The sequence below is a fragment of the Nocardioides sp. NPDC057772 genome (assembly GCF_042798075.1).
Taxonomy (GTDB): Bacteria; Actinomycetota; Actinomycetes; order Propionibacteriales; family Nocardioidaceae; genus Nocardioides.
Genome location: NZ_JBHVKN010000022.1, coordinates 13,138 through 28,837, shown reverse-complemented (window position 1 = coordinate 28,837; position 15,700 = coordinate 13,138). Strand labels below are relative to the sequence as shown.

14 protein-coding genes are annotated in these 15,700 nt (G+C 71.8%); 9 read left to right on the top strand and 5 right to left on the bottom strand.

Features of this window, described 5'->3' with window-relative positions; all coding sequences use genetic code 11:
* Positions 1–102 precede the first annotated feature (102 nt).
* From ACFVJS_RS06560 to ACFVJS_RS06545, 4 genes are read left to right on the top strand one after another with little or no spacing between them, the layout of a single operon-like run.
* On the top strand, positions 103–1,041 hold the full coding sequence (locus ACFVJS_RS06560) for a glycosyltransferase family 2 protein (RefSeq protein ID WP_378878114.1): 939 nt from the start codon (positions 103–105) through the stop codon (positions 1,039–1,041).
* Complete coding sequence (locus ACFVJS_RS06555) at positions 1,038–1,889, top strand: GNAT family N-acetyltransferase (RefSeq protein WP_378878113.1); 852 nt, start codon at positions 1,038–1,040, stop codon at positions 1,887–1,889. The genes ACFVJS_RS06560 and ACFVJS_RS06555 overlap by 4 nt, the downstream gene beginning before the upstream one ends.
* Positions 1,889–3,082: a pyridoxal-dependent decarboxylase, exosortase A system-associated gene (locus tag ACFVJS_RS06550; RefSeq protein WP_378878112.1), complete on the top strand. Its 1,194-nt coding sequence runs from the start codon at positions 1,889–1,891 to the stop codon at positions 3,080–3,082. Before ACFVJS_RS06555 ends, ACFVJS_RS06550 begins: the two co-directional genes overlap by 1 nt.
* 42 nt (positions 3,083–3,124) lie before the next feature.
* Complete coding sequence (locus ACFVJS_RS06545; protein ID WP_378878111.1) at positions 3,125–3,391, top strand: acyl carrier protein; 267 nt, start codon at positions 3,125–3,127, stop codon at positions 3,389–3,391.
* 27 nt (positions 3,392–3,418) lie between these two features.
* Here the strand turns inward: ACFVJS_RS06545 and ACFVJS_RS06540 are convergent, their stop codons facing one another.
* Positions 3,419–4,855: an AMP-binding protein gene (locus ACFVJS_RS06540; RefSeq protein ID WP_378878110.1), complete on the bottom strand. Its 1,437-nt coding sequence runs from the start codon at positions 4,853–4,855 to the stop codon at positions 3,419–3,421.
* A 168-nt stretch (positions 4,856–5,023) separates the two neighbouring features.
* Here ACFVJS_RS06540 and ACFVJS_RS06535 point away from each other — a divergent pair, with 168 nt between their 5' ends.
* Together ACFVJS_RS06535 and ACFVJS_RS06530 are read left to right on the top strand one after the other, a co-directional pair.
* Positions 5,024–6,307, top strand: a complete 1,284-nt coding sequence (locus tag ACFVJS_RS06535; RefSeq protein WP_378878109.1) for a glycosyltransferase family 4 protein — start codon at positions 5,024–5,026, stop codon at positions 6,305–6,307.
* A gap of 118 nt (positions 6,308–6,425) precedes the next feature.
* Positions 6,426–7,541, top strand: coding sequence for a DUF1972 domain-containing protein (locus ACFVJS_RS06530; protein ID WP_378878108.1), 1,116 nt, complete (start codon positions 6,426–6,428; stop codon positions 7,539–7,541).
* Positions 7,542–7,546: 5 nt separating this feature from the next.
* Here the strand turns inward: ACFVJS_RS06530 and ACFVJS_RS06525 are convergent, their stop codons facing one another.
* Positions 7,547–8,740 (bottom strand): MFS transporter, encoded by a 1,194-nt coding sequence (locus ACFVJS_RS06525; protein WP_378878107.1) that lies wholly within the window; start codon positions 8,738–8,740, stop codon positions 7,547–7,549.
* Positions 8,741–8,802: 62 nt separating this feature from the next.
* Between ACFVJS_RS06525 and ACFVJS_RS06520 the strand changes: the two genes are divergently transcribed.
* Positions 8,803–9,135, top strand: coding sequence for a type II toxin-antitoxin system PemK/MazF family toxin (locus ACFVJS_RS06520; protein WP_378878106.1), 333 nt, complete (start codon positions 8,803–8,805; stop codon positions 9,133–9,135).
* A 6-nt stretch (positions 9,136–9,141) separates the two neighbouring features.
* On the opposite strand, the gene ACFVJS_RS06515 is transcribed toward ACFVJS_RS06520, so the two are convergent.
* Both ACFVJS_RS06515 and ACFVJS_RS06510 read right to left on the bottom strand, forming a co-directional pair.
* Positions 9,142–11,049, bottom strand: coding sequence for a glycosyltransferase (locus tag ACFVJS_RS06515; protein WP_378878105.1), 1,908 nt, complete (start codon positions 11,047–11,049; stop codon positions 9,142–9,144).
* Positions 11,046–11,804, bottom strand: coding sequence for a CDP-alcohol phosphatidyltransferase family protein (locus ACFVJS_RS06510; protein ID WP_378878104.1), 759 nt, complete (start codon positions 11,802–11,804; stop codon positions 11,046–11,048). Before ACFVJS_RS06510 ends, ACFVJS_RS06515 begins: the two co-directional genes overlap by 4 nt.
* 158 nt (positions 11,805–11,962) lie before the next feature.
* Here ACFVJS_RS06510 and ACFVJS_RS06505 point away from each other — a divergent pair, with 158 nt between their 5' ends.
* Positions 11,963–13,084 (top strand): glycosyltransferase family 4 protein, encoded by a 1,122-nt coding sequence (locus ACFVJS_RS06505; RefSeq protein WP_378878103.1) that lies wholly within the window; start codon positions 11,963–11,965, stop codon positions 13,082–13,084.
* Positions 13,081–14,553, top strand: a complete 1,473-nt coding sequence (locus ACFVJS_RS06500; RefSeq protein ID WP_378878102.1) for a lipopolysaccharide biosynthesis protein — start codon at positions 13,081–13,083, stop codon at positions 14,551–14,553. The genes ACFVJS_RS06505 and ACFVJS_RS06500 overlap by 4 nt, the downstream gene beginning before the upstream one ends.
* On the opposite strand, the gene ACFVJS_RS06495 is transcribed toward ACFVJS_RS06500, so the two are convergent.
* Positions 14,534–15,667 (bottom strand): right-handed parallel beta-helix repeat-containing protein, encoded by a 1,134-nt coding sequence (locus tag ACFVJS_RS06495; RefSeq protein ID WP_378878101.1) that lies wholly within the window; start codon positions 15,665–15,667, stop codon positions 14,534–14,536. The two genes, ACFVJS_RS06500 and ACFVJS_RS06495, sit on opposite strands and share 20 nt — an antisense overlap.
* Between the last annotated feature and the right edge of the window lie 33 nt (positions 15,668–15,700).

Sequence of the window (15,700 nt, the reverse complement as noted above, 5' to 3'; positions counted from 1 at the left end):
GGAGGCCGTGTCCGCTCGCCCGGTGCGAAGGCCTACCTCATACGGGGGATCTGCGGTCGGGAGGCGGGTCCGGCGGGGGGCGGAGCCGTCGAGACTCGTGACGTGTCGCAGCCCATCCGCTCCATCGCCGTCGTGGTGGTGACCTACAACAGCGCTCACCTGCTGTCCGATCTCGTCGACTCCCTGCCGGGTGGGCTCGCCGGTCTAGTGTGGCGGCTGGTGGTCGCCGACAACGCCTCGGGCGATGACACCGTGGTCGAGGCCCGCCGCCTTGCGCCGGACGCCACCGTCGTCGAGACCGGCCGCAACGGCGGCTACGCCGCCGGGATCAACGCCGGCGTCGCGGCCGCGTTCGCCGAGGACCGCGATCTCGATGCGGTGCTGGTGCTCAATCCGGACGTACGCCTCGAGCCGGGCTGCGTCGCGGCGCTGGCGCGCGAGACCGGGCCCGGTGTCGGTGTCGCCGTTCCGCACCTGGTCGACGCCGAGGGCCGACTGATCGAGTCGATGCGCGGTGCGCCGAGCCTGGTCAGGGCCTTCGCCGACGCCGTCGTGGGCGCCAACCGCGCCGGACGGGTGCGGTGGGCGGGGGAGATCGTGGCGTCGCCCGCGGAGTACGAACGGGCCCAGGACACCGACTGGGCCGAGGGGTCGACCCAACTGATCAGCGCCGCCTGCTGGCGCGCCTGCGGGCCGTGGGACGAGTCCTACTTCCTCTACTCCGAGGAGACCGAGTTCCATCTGCGCGCCCGCGACCGGGGCTTCCGGGTGCGGTACGTCCCCGCCGCCCGCGCCGTCCACCTCGGCGGCGAGTCCACCACCTCGCCCGGGCTGTGGGCGCTGCTGGTCGCCAACCGGGTGCGGCTCTTCACGGCCCGCCGCGGGCGGGCCCAGGGTGCTGCGTACTGGCTGATGGTGCTGGCCCGCGAGTGCAGCCGGGCGCTGCTGGGGAAGCAGACCTCCCGACGTGCCGTACGCACCCTGGTCAGCCCCCGGCGGATGAGCGCCCCGCGGGGACCCGAGTGGGTGGCGAGCGCATGAAGGCGAGGCTCGCTCCGATCACGGCCGAGGACCTTCCGGCCGTCTCGTCGTTCCTGCACGAGCAGCTGAACCCGCGAGTGCGGGAGCTGGAGTGGACCCAGGCGCTGCGGGTGCCGTGGGACGTACCTCAGCCCAACCACGGCTTCTTCCTCGCCGAGGCCGAGCGGGTCGTCGGGGCCTACCTCGCCTACTACTCCGAGCGGACGGTCGGCGATCGGACGCTCCAGATCTGCAACCTGGGGGCCTGGTGCGTGCTCGACAGCCACCGCCACCAGGGGCTGCGGCTGCTGACCACGCTGCTCAAGCAGCCCGGCTACGAGTTCACCGACTTCTCGCCCTCGGGCAACGTGGTCGCGCTCAACCGGAAGCTCAAGTTCACCGACCTCGACACGACCACCTCGCTGGTCCCCGCGGTGGCGCTGCCGGGGCGCGGGGTGCGGGTGAGCAGCCGTCCCGACGTACTCGACTCGGCCCTGCAGGGCGAGGAGCGCGACCTCTACGCCGACCACCGCGCCGCCGCCGCGGCCCGGCACGTGGTGCTGAGCACCGGCTCCGAGCACTGTTACGTCGTGGTCCGCAAGGACACCCGCAGGGGCGTACGCGCCTTCGCCTCGGTCCTCTACGCGAGCAACCCCGAGCTGCTCCGCCGACACGCGCCGCGGCTGGCCTCGCACCTGCTGAGCCAGCACGGCGCCGCGGCGACCCTGATCGAGCACCGGGTGGTGGGTGGCGTGCCGGCCGGGGGCCACCGACTGTCGCGGTCGCGGCCCAAGATGCTGCGCAGCGACGCCCTCGACCCGGCCCGGGTCGACTACCTGTACAGCGAGCTGACATGTCTGGAGTGGTGATGACCGACCCTGATGGACCGGCCGTAGGGGGTGTGCCGGTGCGGCTGCTGGCGGAGCGGGTCGGCTCGACCCCGTTCTTCGCGTACGACCGTGCCGCGATCGACGCCCGGGTCGCCTCCTTGCGTGAGGCGCTCCCGGAGGACGTGCACCTGAGCTATGCGGTCAAGGCCAACCCGATGCCCGCTGTGGTGCAGCACCTGGCCCGGATTGTGGACGCGCTCGACGTCGCCTCGGGCGCCGAGGTGCGGGTGGCTCTCGACACCGGGATCGATCCAGGTTCGGTGAGCTTCGCGGGGCCCGGGAAGTCGGTCGCCGAGCTGACGTCGGCGGTGGCGGCGGGCGTCCTCGTCGAGATCGAGTCGCCGCTGGAGGCCGACCGCCTCGTCGAGGCCGCCGAGCGGCTCGGGATCCGGCCGCGGGTCGCGGTGCGGGTCAACCCGGACTTCGAGGTCAAGGGCTCCGGGATGCGGATGGGCGGCGGCGCCCAGCAGTTCGGGGTCGACGCCGAGACCGTGCCGCTGCTGCTCAAGACGCTGCACGACCGCGACGTCGAGGTGGCCGGCTTCCACGTCTTCTCCGGCTCCCAGAACCTGCACGCGTCGATCCTCGCGGAGGCGCAGGAGCGCACGGTAGACCTCGTGCTGCGGCTCTCCGGCGATCTCCCGGCGGAGATGACCTTCCTCAACATCGGCGGCGGCTTCGGGATCCCCTACTACACCCAAGATCGGCCCCTCGACCTCGACCTCGTCGGCTCACGGCTCGAGGACCTGCTGGCCACCCGGGTACGTCCCGCACTGCCGTCCGCGCAGGTCGTGATCGAGCTCGGTCGCTATCTCGTCGGCGAGGCCGGGGTCTATGTGACCCGGGTCGTCGACCGCAAGATCTCCCGCGGCACGACCTTCCTCGTCGTCGACGGCGGCATGCACCACCAGCTCGCCGCCTCCGGCAACTTCGGCCAGGTCATCCGCCGCAACTACCCGATCTCGGTCGCGGCAGCCCGTGCGGCTGGCGAGGAGACCGTCCAGGTCGTCGGCTGCCTGTGCACACCACTGGACCTGCTCGGCGACAAGGTGAGCCTGCCGCGGGCCGAGGTGGGCGACCTGGTCGTGCTCCACCAGGCCGGGGCGTACGGCCTCACCGCCAGCCCCACCGCGTTCCTCAGCCACCCGGCGCCGCTCGAAGTGCTCGTCTGAACCTCTGAACCCCTGAACCCCGACCTCAAGGAGTCCCTGCTGATGACCATCGACACCACCGAAGCGACCCTCGACCGGGTCGGCGAGGCGATCACCGACGTGATCGGCCCCGACCACAGCGCCGGCACGCTCACCGCGGACACGCTGCTCTTCGGCTCCCTGCCCGAGCTCGACTCGCTCGCCCTCGTCGAGCTGATCACCGTCCTCGAGGACCGGTTCGGCTTCGAGATGGACGAGGACGACATCAACGCCGAGGTGTTCGAGTCCGTCGGGTCGCTGGCCGAGTACGTGCGGGGGCAGATCGGGTGATGTTCACCGAGGTAACTCGGTCTGGTGTCACTTCGTTCGTGGAGTTCCGCGAAGGAAGTGACCGCTCACTGAGGTAGCTCGGTGGGCATCCCGCCCTCGACCAGCGAGGAGCTGAGCCGCCGCCTGGTCGATCTTGCCGTTGCCGAGGCGGGGGAGCTGGGCGACGGGGACGAGTACGTCGGGCACCGAGTCCGGCCGCAGCATCGTCGCCAGGCGGCGGCGGAGGTCGTCGATGTCGGTGCCCTCGACGAGGCTGACCAGATCGCCCTCCGGGGTGGCGGCCGTGAAGGTGGCGAGGCCGAAGGCCTGCTTCACCTCGGCGTCCAGGGCGTCCAGGTCGACGAAGCTCGCGCTGCGCTTGACCCGGCGCCCCGCGCGGCCCAGGCAGAAGAGCTCCTCGCCGAGCCGGGCACCGAGGTCGCCGGTGAGCACCCGTTCGGTGCCGTCCCAGCGCGGGAACTCCCCGCTCGGGGTGCCGAAGAGATAGCCGCCTGGCAGGTGGGGTGACTCGATGGCGAGCATGTCCTCGCCCTCCACCAGCGATGTACGCCACCCCCCGACCGCACCGTGCCCGATCCCGACAGCGCCGTGGACCGTCGCCAGCTCGTCGCCGGCGTCGAACCGGGCGGCGCTGGCGAACCCGATGGTCTCGCTGGTGCCGTAGGTGTTGACGACGGTCGCGACGCCGAGGTCGAAGACGCGCCGGGCGTCGGCGGCGGAGAGCCGGTCGCCTCCGGAGCCCCACACCCGCAGGCTCCGCGGAGCCGCGTCGACCCGCTCGGCGGCCGCGAGGTCGATGAACCGAGGGGCCAGCCGCAGATGGGTCGCCCCGACGCGGGCGCAGAAGCCGAGCGGCCGGAGCCGGTCGCCCAGCGCCCCGGACAGGTGGAGGGAGGAGCCGGCGGCCAGGGCCACCAGCAGGTTGGTCATCGCCAGGTCGTAGGAGAGGTGCGAGACCTCGGCCCACACCGAGGCGGCGTCGAGATCGAGCGCGGCCGCGCCGTGCGGGACGAACGCGTCGATCCCGGCCCAGGCGGACAGCACCCCCTTGGGGCCGCCGCCGGTGGAACCGGAGGACATCGCGACGTACCCGGCCTCCACGCCGTCCCGAGACGATCCTGAAGAAGCGACCGTCCGGATTCCCGACCGGTCGAGCACGACGTCAGGATGAAGCGCCTGGACGAGGGTCCGCCGGTGCTCCTCGGGCGCCGACGGGTCCATGAAGCACACCGAGAGGTCGCCGAGGATCGCGGCCATGAGCGCGACGACCGCGTCGGTGGAGAGCGGCAGCGACACCGCGACCAGCGGCCGCGGGCCACTCGCCGCCGCGACGAGCGCGACGTGCAGTTCCTCGGCCGCCTCGACCAACCCGTCAGCTCCGAGAGCGACGCGCCGATCCGCGATCACCGACCCCGGCAGCGGTCGGGTGCGTACGGAGAGGATGCGCTCGGCCAGCGGGTTCACAGCAGGCGACGCTAGGAGCCGTAGGGCACCGCGGCACCCACGTCACCGTTCACGATCCCCGGATTCGGGGATATGCCGGGTGTCCCCGGTGAGCGGGTCTCCGCACTCCTCAACGCTGCTCGTATGGTCGACGCAGCCCAGCAGAGAAACGGCGTGGCAAGGACGCACGTGCTGATCATCGTTCAGAACCTTCCGGTGCCGCTGGACCGTCGGGTCTGGCTGGAGTGCCAGGCGCTGGTCGCGCGTGGCTACGAGGTCAGCGTGATCTGCCCGAAGGGCCCCGGAGACCCGGGACGCCAGCAGATCAGCGGCGTACGCATCTACAAGTACCGGCCCGCACCGCAGGCTCGCGGCGTGCTCGGCTACCTGCTCGAGTTCGTCTACTGCTGGATCCGCACGGCGCTGCTGGCCACCACGGTCTGGCGCGACCGTCCGTTCACGATCATCCAGGCATGCAACCCGCCCGACACCTACTGGCTCCTGGCCCGCATCTGGAAGCGCCGCGGCGTCCGGTTCGTCTTCGACCAGCACGACCTCAACCCCGAGCTCTTCCTCTCCCGGTTCGGCAGCCCGACCTCGCTGTCGGGTCGCGCCCAGCTGGCCGCGCTGCGCTGGCTCGAGAAGCAGACGTACGCCACCGCCGACCGGGTCATCTCGACCAACGAGTCCTACCGGAAGGTCGCGATCACCCGCGGCGGGATGGACCCCGACGACGTGACCGTGGTCCGCAGCGGGCCGGACACCTCGGTGATGCGTCCGGTACGTCCCCACGACCCCGCGCCCCAAGGCCGCCGGCACACCCTGGCCTACCTCGGGATCATGGGTCCCCAGGACGGTGTCGACACCGTGCTGGAGGTCATGGACGAGCTCGTCCACCGGCGTGGCCGCACCGACGTCGACGCCGTGCTGATGGGCTTCGGCGACTGCCTCGAGGACCTCAGGCGCCGCTGCACCGAGCTCGGCCTCGACGACGTGGTCACCTTCACCGGACGAGCCGGGTCCGCGCTGATCGCCCAGCACCTCAGTGCGGCCGCGATGGGCCTGTGCCCGGACCTGAAGACGCCGCTCAACGACGTCTCGACGATGAACAAGACGATGGAGTACATGGCCTACGCCCTGCCGTCGGTCTCCTTCGACCTGGTCGAGACGCGGGTCTCCGCCGAGGACGCCGCGCTCTTCGTCCCGTCGGGAGACGTGGCCGCGTTCACCGACGCCGTCGAGTCGCTGCTGGACGACCCCGAGCTGCGGGTCGAGCTGGCGTTGCGCGCCCGGGAACGGGCGGCGAAGGTGCTCGACTGGGGACCGCAGTCGGCGGCGTACGTGCAGGTCTACGATTCCATGTGTGCGATCGGGGAGGCCCCGGCGGCGGTCGAAGGGTTCGAGTACGTCGATCTGGATGACCCGGACGCGCTGCGCCAGTTCGTACTCACCCGCGGACCTGCGGTGACGTAACCGATTTGGGGTATATAACCCGGAATTCGGGACCGCGGTCCGCAGGAATCCCTTTAGATGGCTCCTTGTGCTGAAAATAGGGGCCATCGGCTCCTGACAAACGAGGAGTCAACCCCACGTGACCCCCACTGTACGGATGCTCGGGACCCGTGGCGTGCCCGCTGCCCACGGCGGCTTCGAGACCGCGGTGGAGAACATCGGACTCGACCTGGTCGACCGCGGCTGGCGGGTGGTCGTCTACTGCCAGGACGACGAGCCGCACGCGGACCTGCGCATCGACTCGTGGAAGGGCATCGAGAGGGTCCACGTGCCCGCCCGTCACGACGGTCCGCGCGGGACGATCGAGTTCGACGTCGGCGCGGTGCGCCATGCCGCAAGGGAGGCCGCGCAGGACGGCAGCGTCTGTGTGACGTTCGGCTACAACACCGGCGCGCTCAACTCGATACTGCGCTCCCGTCGCATCCCGAACATCATCAACATGGACGGGATCGAGTGGAAGCGGGCCCGCTGGTCCGGCGCCGAGAAGGCGTTCCTGTGGACCCAGGAGCGGGCCGCCTGCTGGCTGGGTGACCACCTCATCGCCGACCACCCCGAGATCGCCCGTCACCTGGCGACGCGGGTGCCGGCCGAGAAGATCACCACGATCGCCTACGGTGCCCCGAACGTCGTCGACGCGCCCGAGTGGGCGGTGCTCGACCACGGGCTGGAGCCTGGCTCCTACCTCACCCTGATCGCCCGCCCGGTGCCGGAGAACAGCATCCTGGAGGCCGTCCGCGCCTTCTCCAGCCGCCGGTGGGGCCGGCAGCTGGTGGTCCTGGGCGACTACGACCCGGCCGACGACTACCAGCGCGCGGTCCTCGAGGCCGCGAGCGACGAGGTCGTCTTCCTGGGCGCGATCTACGACACCGACATCGTCTCGGCCCTGCGCTTCCACTCGATGGCGTACGTCCACGGGCACCAGGTCGGTGGCACCAACCCGTCGCTGGTCGAGGCGCTGGGCTGCGGCAACGCCGTGATCGCCCACGACAACCGCTACAACCGCTGGGTCGCCGACGGTGCGGCGCTCTACTTCTCCGACGAGGCCGGGATCGTCACCGCGCTGGAGCGGCTGCTCTCCGAACCCGAGCTCACGGCGTCGCTGTCGTCGGCGGCGCGCGCCCGGCACTCGGCCGAGTTCACCTGGAGCCGGATCACCGATCAGTACGAGGCGCTCATCCGCGCTCACCTGCGCTGAGGTCGCTAGACGTCGGTGGTGATGTCCGCCGCCCGGGGCGCCGCCTCGCGGGCGGTGTAGGCGCGGTAGGCGAGGACGCAGGCGACGGTGAGGACCGCGGCGGTGGCCGCGCAGGCGGCGAAGAGGGTGTGCCACCGGTCGTGGTCGGCGGCAGGTCCGGCGACGACGGCGGCGACGGAGCTGCCGATGAAGAGGGACGCGGCGAAACAGGCGACGACGGTGCCGCGCGCCTCCGGCACGATCGAGGTGGCCCAGGTCTGCAGCGAGGTGTGCAGGAACGCCCAGGTGATGCCGAGCATGATGACGATGCCGACGATCGTGGGCACCGAGACCCGGACGGTCGCCGCTGCGTACCCGACCGTCAGCGCGCAGCCGCCGATCCCCATCAGCGCCCAGCGTGGGAGCCGCCGGGTGAGCGCCTTGAGGACCTGCGAGGAGAGCAGGACCGCGATGCCGTACGCAGCCGCGGCGAGCCCCGCCCGCGCGGCGTCGACCCCCTGGTCCTGGAGCGCTGGGGCGAGGAGGGTGAGGACGCCGAGGACCAGGCCACCCTCGACGAAGACGAGCAGCCCGACCACCAGCACCCAGCGGTTGCTCAGCGCTGCCCGGAACGCCGCTCGGACCCCGCCGTCGGTGGCTCGTGGCGGCTCGGCGAGCTTCCTCAGCCCCCAGGCGCTGACCAGCGCCACGACCGCCGGCACCGCGAACACGACCCGCCAGCCCGCGAGCTGACCGGTGATCCCCGCCGCGGCAGCGGCCAGCGCGGTCCCGACAGCCATCGCCGCCATCAGGTCGGACAGCGCACGCTGGCGGTAGGTGGTGGAGACGGTGTCACCGACGTAGGTCAGTGACGTCGGCACGATCGCCCCGAAGAAGGCCCCGGCGACCACCCGCACCACCACGAGGGTGACCAGGTTCGGTGCCGCGGCCGACACCAGTCCGGCGATCCCCGCGCCGACGAGAGCGCCCTGCATCAGCCGGACCCTGCCGAACCGGTCCGAGAGCGCGCCCCACAGCGGCTGGCTCAGCCCGTACGCCAGGTAGTAGCCGCTCGCGATCGCCACCGCCTGCCCCACCGAGACCCCGAAGGTCGTGGCGACCAGGACCAGGATCGGGCTCACCACGAACCGGTCGAAGCTGCTGACGAACGAGGCGACGGCGATCCAGAGGGGTGGGCGGTGGTTCTGGTCCGGGGGCACGTTTGTCAGGTTAGTAAAGGATGGTTGTCTGGGGGCTGGTGAGACCGGGGTCAGGAGGACAGGTGCGGCGTGGCGAGGTCTGGTGGGTGGAGTTCGACGAGCGGCGGCCGGTCGTGCTGCTGTCGGGAGACGAGGCGGCCGGGATCGAGGTGATGCAGGTCGTCGCTCCGGCGGGTGTCGACCTCGCCGGTCTGGGCGTCGAGGTGGCCGTGGGCGCCAGGGAAGGGCTGCCGTTCGACGGTGTGCTCCGGGTCGCGTTGCCACGCCCGGGATTCACCCCGTGCACGTGGCTGACCAACCTGACCCGGGACGATCTGATCGAGCGAGCAGGCGCCTTGTCCGCTGCGAAGCTCAGCGAGGTCGACGACGCCCTCCGCCTGGCCGGACTCGGGTAGCAGGGTTCAGGGCAGCAGTGCCGCCCGGAACGCCGCTGCGTGCAGAGCGGCAGACTCCGGCCACTCCCGTGCCGAGAGATCCGGCCGCCCGGACGGCGGGTGGGCGGCAACCGTCTTCAACGCACGCTCGAGGTCCTCGATGGTGAGGGTGCCTTCGAAGAGATGGATCCAGCCGTCGCCGACCTCCTCGGACAGCCGGCGGTTGACCTCGTTGTCGGGGGCGAGGACCGGGGTGTCGAGGGAGAGGGCGAGCAGCAGAGCGCCGGAGTTGTGCATCGCCTTGTAGGGCAGCACCACCAGGGCGGCGGCGGCGATCTCGGCGGCCAGGGTGGCGTCGTCGGCATAGCTCAGCTCGGCGCTCACGCGCGGGTCGGCGGCGACCGCGGCGCGGACCCGGGCCTCGAGGGCAGGGTCGGTCGGGGACCCGACGAGGCGTACGTCCAGGTCTGCCTCGGGACTGTCGGCGACCGCCTCCAGGAGGTGCTCGACGCCCTTGTAGGGCTTGATCAGCCCGAAGTAGAGGGCTCGCCGTGGGTTCGGGGTGGCCTCGAAGGCGGGCTCGAAGGCGGGCTCGATCCGTTCGAACCAGTCGCGGTAGTGGGCGTGGACGATCGTCGAGGTCGGCACGGCCAGCGGGGGAGCGGTCTGCTCGGTGAGGCGGATGACGTGCCTGGTGCGGCGCTCGAGGGCGTCGAGGAGCCGGTGGTCCCAGCGGCTCAGACCGTCGGGGCGGGAGAGGTTGTGCCAGGTGCGGACGACCGGGGTCCGGGTCAGGTGCAGCCGGGTCACGAAGGCGGTGATGAGCAGGCGGCGGGCGAGGCGGCGAAGCGGTGTGCGTGCCGACATGAGCAGCTCGGGCCAGTGCACGTGGAAGACGTCGTAGCGGCCGACGATGGCGCGCGCGAAGCCGAACAGGAGCACGTCGGTGTCGTCGCGGTGCTCCAGGGTCTCGACGAGTTGGACGATGTAGGGGTTGGTCGTCGCGCGTAGCTCCCGCACCGACTCCATGACCCGCACCGGCCGGTCACGGTACCCGTCGCGCAGCCCCTGCAGGACCGCGGAGAGGGGACGCACCGGGTGCAGGAGCTGTCGGCGCCCACCCCGCATCAGGATCTCGTACGCAGCCCCGACCGCCCCGCGACGCCAGGCCCGCTGCCGCTCCTGGCTGAGCCAGGTGCGTGCGAAGAGGGCGCGGTTGCGGATGTTGAAGTAGTAGTAGGCCGGCGACTTGGCGCGGGATCCCTCGGCGCGCTGGGTGCCGCCGCCGGAGTGGACCGCGGTGGCCCCGTCGACGACCGTGACCCGGCCGCCGAACGCCCGGACCCGGGCGCACAGGTCGACGTCCTCCCAGTAGAGGAAGTAGCGCTCGTCGAAGCCGGCCAGCCGCTCCCAGAGCTCACGGGTGACCGCGAAGCAGGCGCCGGTCACCCAGGGGAGCGTCTCGGCGCTCGGGGCCTGCTCGGTGCGACGTCGCCAGGGGCGCATCGTCCCGGTGTCGAGGTCGAGGTCGAGTCCCGCGGACGCGACCTCTCCGTCCGGGCCGAGCACGGTCGGCGCGGCGAGGAGGAGCGGCTCGGCCTCGACGGCTGCCATGAGGCGTACGGCCGACTCGGTGTCGATCGTGGCGTCCGGGTTGAGGAAGAGCACCACCTCGGCGCCCTCGGCCAGCGCTGCCGCGGCACCCAGGTTGCAGCCGGCGCCGAAGCCGGTGTTGGTGCCGGGGTAGACCCCGGTCCAGCCCTCGCGCTCGCACAGGGCCCGGACAGCGGCCCGGTTGGCGTCGGTCGAGTGGTTGTCGACCACGACGATCCGGGCGGGCCGGAGCGCGCCGGCGACCTGGGCCGTGTGTCGTTCCAGCAGCGCCGGGCCGCCATAGCCGACCACGACCACGGCGACGCGCGAGAGGTCGCTCATCGTGACCCCTGGGAGGGGCCGTCCAGCGCCCGCAGCTCACGCCACCACTTGCGCAGCGCGATGGCCAGGGCGGCGGCGTTGCAGACGAAGACGAGCGCGTAGGTCCACGCGAAGACCATGCCGAAGCCGAGCAGCACGAACATCCAGCACTGCGCGCCGTAGTCCGTCGGCAGCAGCGCCCACTTGCGCAGCGGGTTCTCGTGGGCGGTCGACGGCGACGACTCGGTGGGAGCCGGGCGAAGGGTGGGCATCAGGATCAGCCCGAAGTACGTCACCACGGCGACCACCTCGAACCCGAGCGGCACCAGCAGCCAGCCGTCGGTGACCGGGCCGAACCGGAACCAGGACACCAGCACCGCCAGATGCAGGCTGGCGGTCTTGAAGCAGTCGATGGTGTGGTCGAGCCACTCGCCCGAGCGCGACCCGCCGCCCCGCAGCCGCGCGAGCTGACCGTCGGAGGAGTCGAGGACGTAGCCCGCGGCCAGCAGCACCGCGACCAGGATCCCGGTCCACCAGCGCGGCTCGACCAGTGCGAGCACCGTCAGCCCCGCGGTCGAGAGCGTCGCGCTCAGTGCCGTGACCTGGTTGGGCGTCGCCCCGAGCGTGTGCGCCGCGGCGGCGACGACCCGGCCGGCGGGCCGGTTGACGAGCCGCGAGTAGGCCGCGGTGTTGAGCGAAGGCTTCTGCGCCCGACCCAGCGCCTCCAGGTGCGTACGGAACCCGCCGGGGGCGCGTTCGGCGCCGGTCGCGGCCATGCTGGATCCTGCTTCGCTGTGACGTGGGGGAGGGACAGCGGGACCTTAGACGAGGCGGGATCGGGCGTGGCCGCTCGGGCCGTCCGCTCCCCAGATCTGGGTAGGACTTTGCCAGGACCTTCGGCCCGGGCCCGTTCGGTGGCCTACCTTTGCTCATCATGCGTTTGTTGGTCGCCCACCCGTCGCCGGACGTCTACGGCTCCGACCTGCAGCTGGTCGAGACGGTGCACGGGCTGCGTCGGGCGGGCCACCAGGTCACGGTCGTCGTACCCGCGCGCGGCCCCCTGGTCCCGCTGCTCGAAGCCGCCGGCGCGAGCGTCGAGGTGATGACGTTCCCGGTGCTGCGCAAGGCCTACCTCAGCCCCACCGGGCTCCTCCGGCTGGCCGCGGCGCTGATCGTCTTCTGGGTGCGTGCGGCGCGGCTGTGGCGGCGGGTCCGGCCCGGCCGGCTGCTCGTCAACACCGTGACGATCCCGTGGTGGATCGTCGTCGGGCGGGCGGCCCGTGTCCCGGTGGTGTGCCACGTGCACGAGGCCGAGGACGACCAGCCCAAGCCCGTACGTCTCGCCCTGACCGCTCCGCTGCTGCTGGCCAACCGCGTGGTGGCGAACTCGCGGGCATCGCGCGATGTGCTCGCGCGCACGGTGAAGGTGCTGGGGCGGCGTACGACGGTCGTCTACAACGGGGTGCCGGGGCCGGAGTCGGTGACGGCGGCTCGCCCCCGGACCCCCGACGGGCCGCTGCTGCTGGTGCTGGTCGGGCGGCTCTCGCCGCGCAAGGGGACCGACGTGGCCCTCGAAGCGCTCGCCGAGGTGCGCCGCGGCGGGATCGACGCGCGGCTGCGGGTGTGCGGGTCGGTCTTCGCGGGCTATGAGTGGTTCGAGCAGGAGCTCCGCTCGCGTGCCTCCGACAGCGACCTCGCCGGCAGCGTCGAGTTCCTCGGCTACGTCGACGAGCCGGCCCGCGAGCTCGAGCAGGCCGACGTGGTGCTGGTGCCGTCCCGGGTCGAGCCCTTCGGCAACGTCGCCGTCGAGGCGCTGCTCGCCGAGCGACCGCTGGTCGCGAGCCGGGTGCAGGGGCTGGCCGAGATCGTGACCGACGGCGAGACCGGTCTCCTGGTGACCCCCGGTGACGCCGGCGACCTCGCCGAGGCGATCCGGCGGCTCGCCGCCGATCCCGCCCTGGCCGCCGAACTGGCGTCCGCCGGACGCAAAGACGCCGAGGAACGCTTCGGCGCCGAGCGCTACCGCGATCAGATCGCCACCGAGGTGCTCGGTTGAGCCTCGGTAGGAGTGCTGCCCGGGGCGGGATGGTGGTGCTCGGCGGCCAGGGCGTACGCATCCTGGTGCAGGTCGCCTCGGTCGCGGTGCTGTCCCGGCTACTCAGCCCCCGCGACTACGGCCTGGTCGCGATGGTGCTGGCGGTCATCGCGGTCGCCGAGATCTTCCGCGACCTCGGGCTCTCGACCGCCGCGGTCCAGGCCAAGGTGCTGACCCGCGAGCAGCAGACGAACCTGTGGTGGCTCAACACCGCCCTCGGTGGCGGCCTCGCACTCGTCGCCGTCGCCTCCGCCCCGCTCGTCGCCGCCCTCTACGACGAGCCCGCTCTGACGGGCCTGACCGCGGCGATGGCGGGGATGTTCGTGCTCAACGGCATGGCGGCGCAGTATCGCGCCGATCTCACCCGCCGGATGCTCTTCGCCAGGCTGGCCGCCGCCACGACCCTGGCGCCGCTGCTGGCCCTCGGGATCGCGGCGTACGCAGCAGCCAACGGCGCCGGCTACTGGGCCCTCGTCGTCCAGCAGCTGGCCCAGGGCGCTGTCGCCCTGGTGGCCGTCGGCGCGTTCGCCGGCTGGCTCCCCGGCCGCCCGCGACGTGGCGTGGAGATCGGCGAGTTCCTCCGTTTCGGCTGGTCGCTGGCGGGAACGCAGCTGATCAACTACGCGGCCAGCAACATCGACTCCGTGCTCATCGGCACCCGTCTCGGCGCCGACCAGCTCGGCTCCTACAACCGCGCCTGGCAGCTGCTGATGAACCCGCTGGTCCAGCTGCGCGGCCCCACCACGACCGTGGCGCTGCCGGTGCTGAGCCGGATTCGCGACAACCCGGCGCTGACCCAGCGGTTCGTGCAGCGCGGCCAGGTCGCGCTCGGCTACAGCCTCGGGGCCGGGCTCGGGCTGCTCGCGGGCGCAGCGGCCCCGGTCTGTGCTCTCTTCCTCGGTCCCGGCTGGGACGTCGCCGGCGTCTTCGCCCTGCTCGCCTGCGCGGGCCTGTTCCAGACGCTGGCCTACGTCGGCTACTGGGTCTACCTCGCCCACGGTCTGACCACCGAGCTGCGCCACTACACGCTGGTCGCCTCGGTCCTGAAGGTCGTCTGCGTGCTCGTCGGCGTGCGCTACGGGATCACCGGCGTCGCGGTCGGCTACGCGACCGCCCATCTGCTCGAGTGGCCGCTGTCGCTGTGGTGGATCTCCCGCCGCACCCAGCTCCGGGTCGGGCCGCTCTACCTCGGTGCCGCTCGCATCCTGCTGGTCGCGGGCGCGGTCGCCGGTGCGGCGTACGCCACCGCTCAGGCCCTTCACGGGCAGCACCCCGGGGTGACGGTGCCGGTCTGCGTGGTCGCCGGAGGCGTCGCGTACGCGCTTCTCCTTCTTGTCCCGTCGATCCGCCGTGACGTGATGTCGCTGGTGGTGACGGTGCGCGGAGCGGTCGGGCCGCGCTTGCCAGGCTTCAGCCGCGGCTCGGCCTGACCGGCCTGCCGGTGTCGTCCCAGACGTTGCCGGAGTGGGTGATCTTGGTGGAGGACGGGTGGATGATCGCGCAGCCGTCGATCCGCTGGTCGCTGAGGAACCGGTTGTCGCGGATCACGGTGCCACGGATCGGGCCCCGGCTCTTCTCGGCGATGTTGACGGTGCAGCCACCGCCACCGAGGAGGTTGTCGCGGATCGTGACGTCGCTGACGGCGCTGATGCTCTGGGTGATCTGCACCCCGGCGTTGAAGGCGCCGGTGAAGCGGTTGTCCGCGATCGTGATGTTGCTGCCGCCGATGATCTGGATCGAGTCGTCGTGGGAGGCGCCGCCGCCCTGGTAGGGGTCGCTCTCGAAGTGGTAGTTGTCGTGAAACCAGTTGTCGCGCACGATCACGTTGCTGCCGGTGATGTGCACCTGGTCGGTGACGTGGTGGATCTCGGAGTCCTCGAGGATGAAGTCGTGGCCGACCACGCCGTTGACGCCCGGCGCGGCGTTCTCGGCCATCACCTCGACGTTGCTGACCAGCATCCCCGCGCCGTTGGCGTTGTTGTTGGAGATCCCGGCGGTCTCGGAGCCGGTCGGCACGATCACCTTGGTGTTGCGGATCGTCACGCTCGGTGCCTCGACGCGGATCCGGCCGTGCACCTCGAGGCCGTCGACCACCTGTCCGGGCGTCCTGACGACCAGGTCGCCGCGATGGACCCGCAGCTTCTTCTTCGGAGGTACGCCGGTGTCGTCAGGTCCCGGTGACCCGGCGCCCGGAGGGGGTGAGCCCAGCGGCTCGCCCTCGCGCGGCTCCTCCTCGGAAGGCCGGTCGCCGGACCGGTTGGCCGGGTCCGAGGGCCGCGTCTTCGTCGCCGACGGGCTCGCCGAAGGCCTGACCGAGCTGGTCGAGGAGGCGGACGGGGACGCCGACGCGGACGGAGACGGCGTCAGAGTCACCGGCCCTCCGAAGTCGTCGGGCGGCAGGTCGGCGTAGTTCCGCTCCGCGCGCGGAGCCGGCTCCTCGGCGGGCCCCGACGTCAGCGCGTACGTCGAACCCAGCGCGACCACGGTGGCGATCGCGGACATGGCGAGGAGGAGGATCCGGGACGATCCGGGCGGGACAGCCAAGAGACGTATGCCTTCCTGTGGACTGTGCAGCCT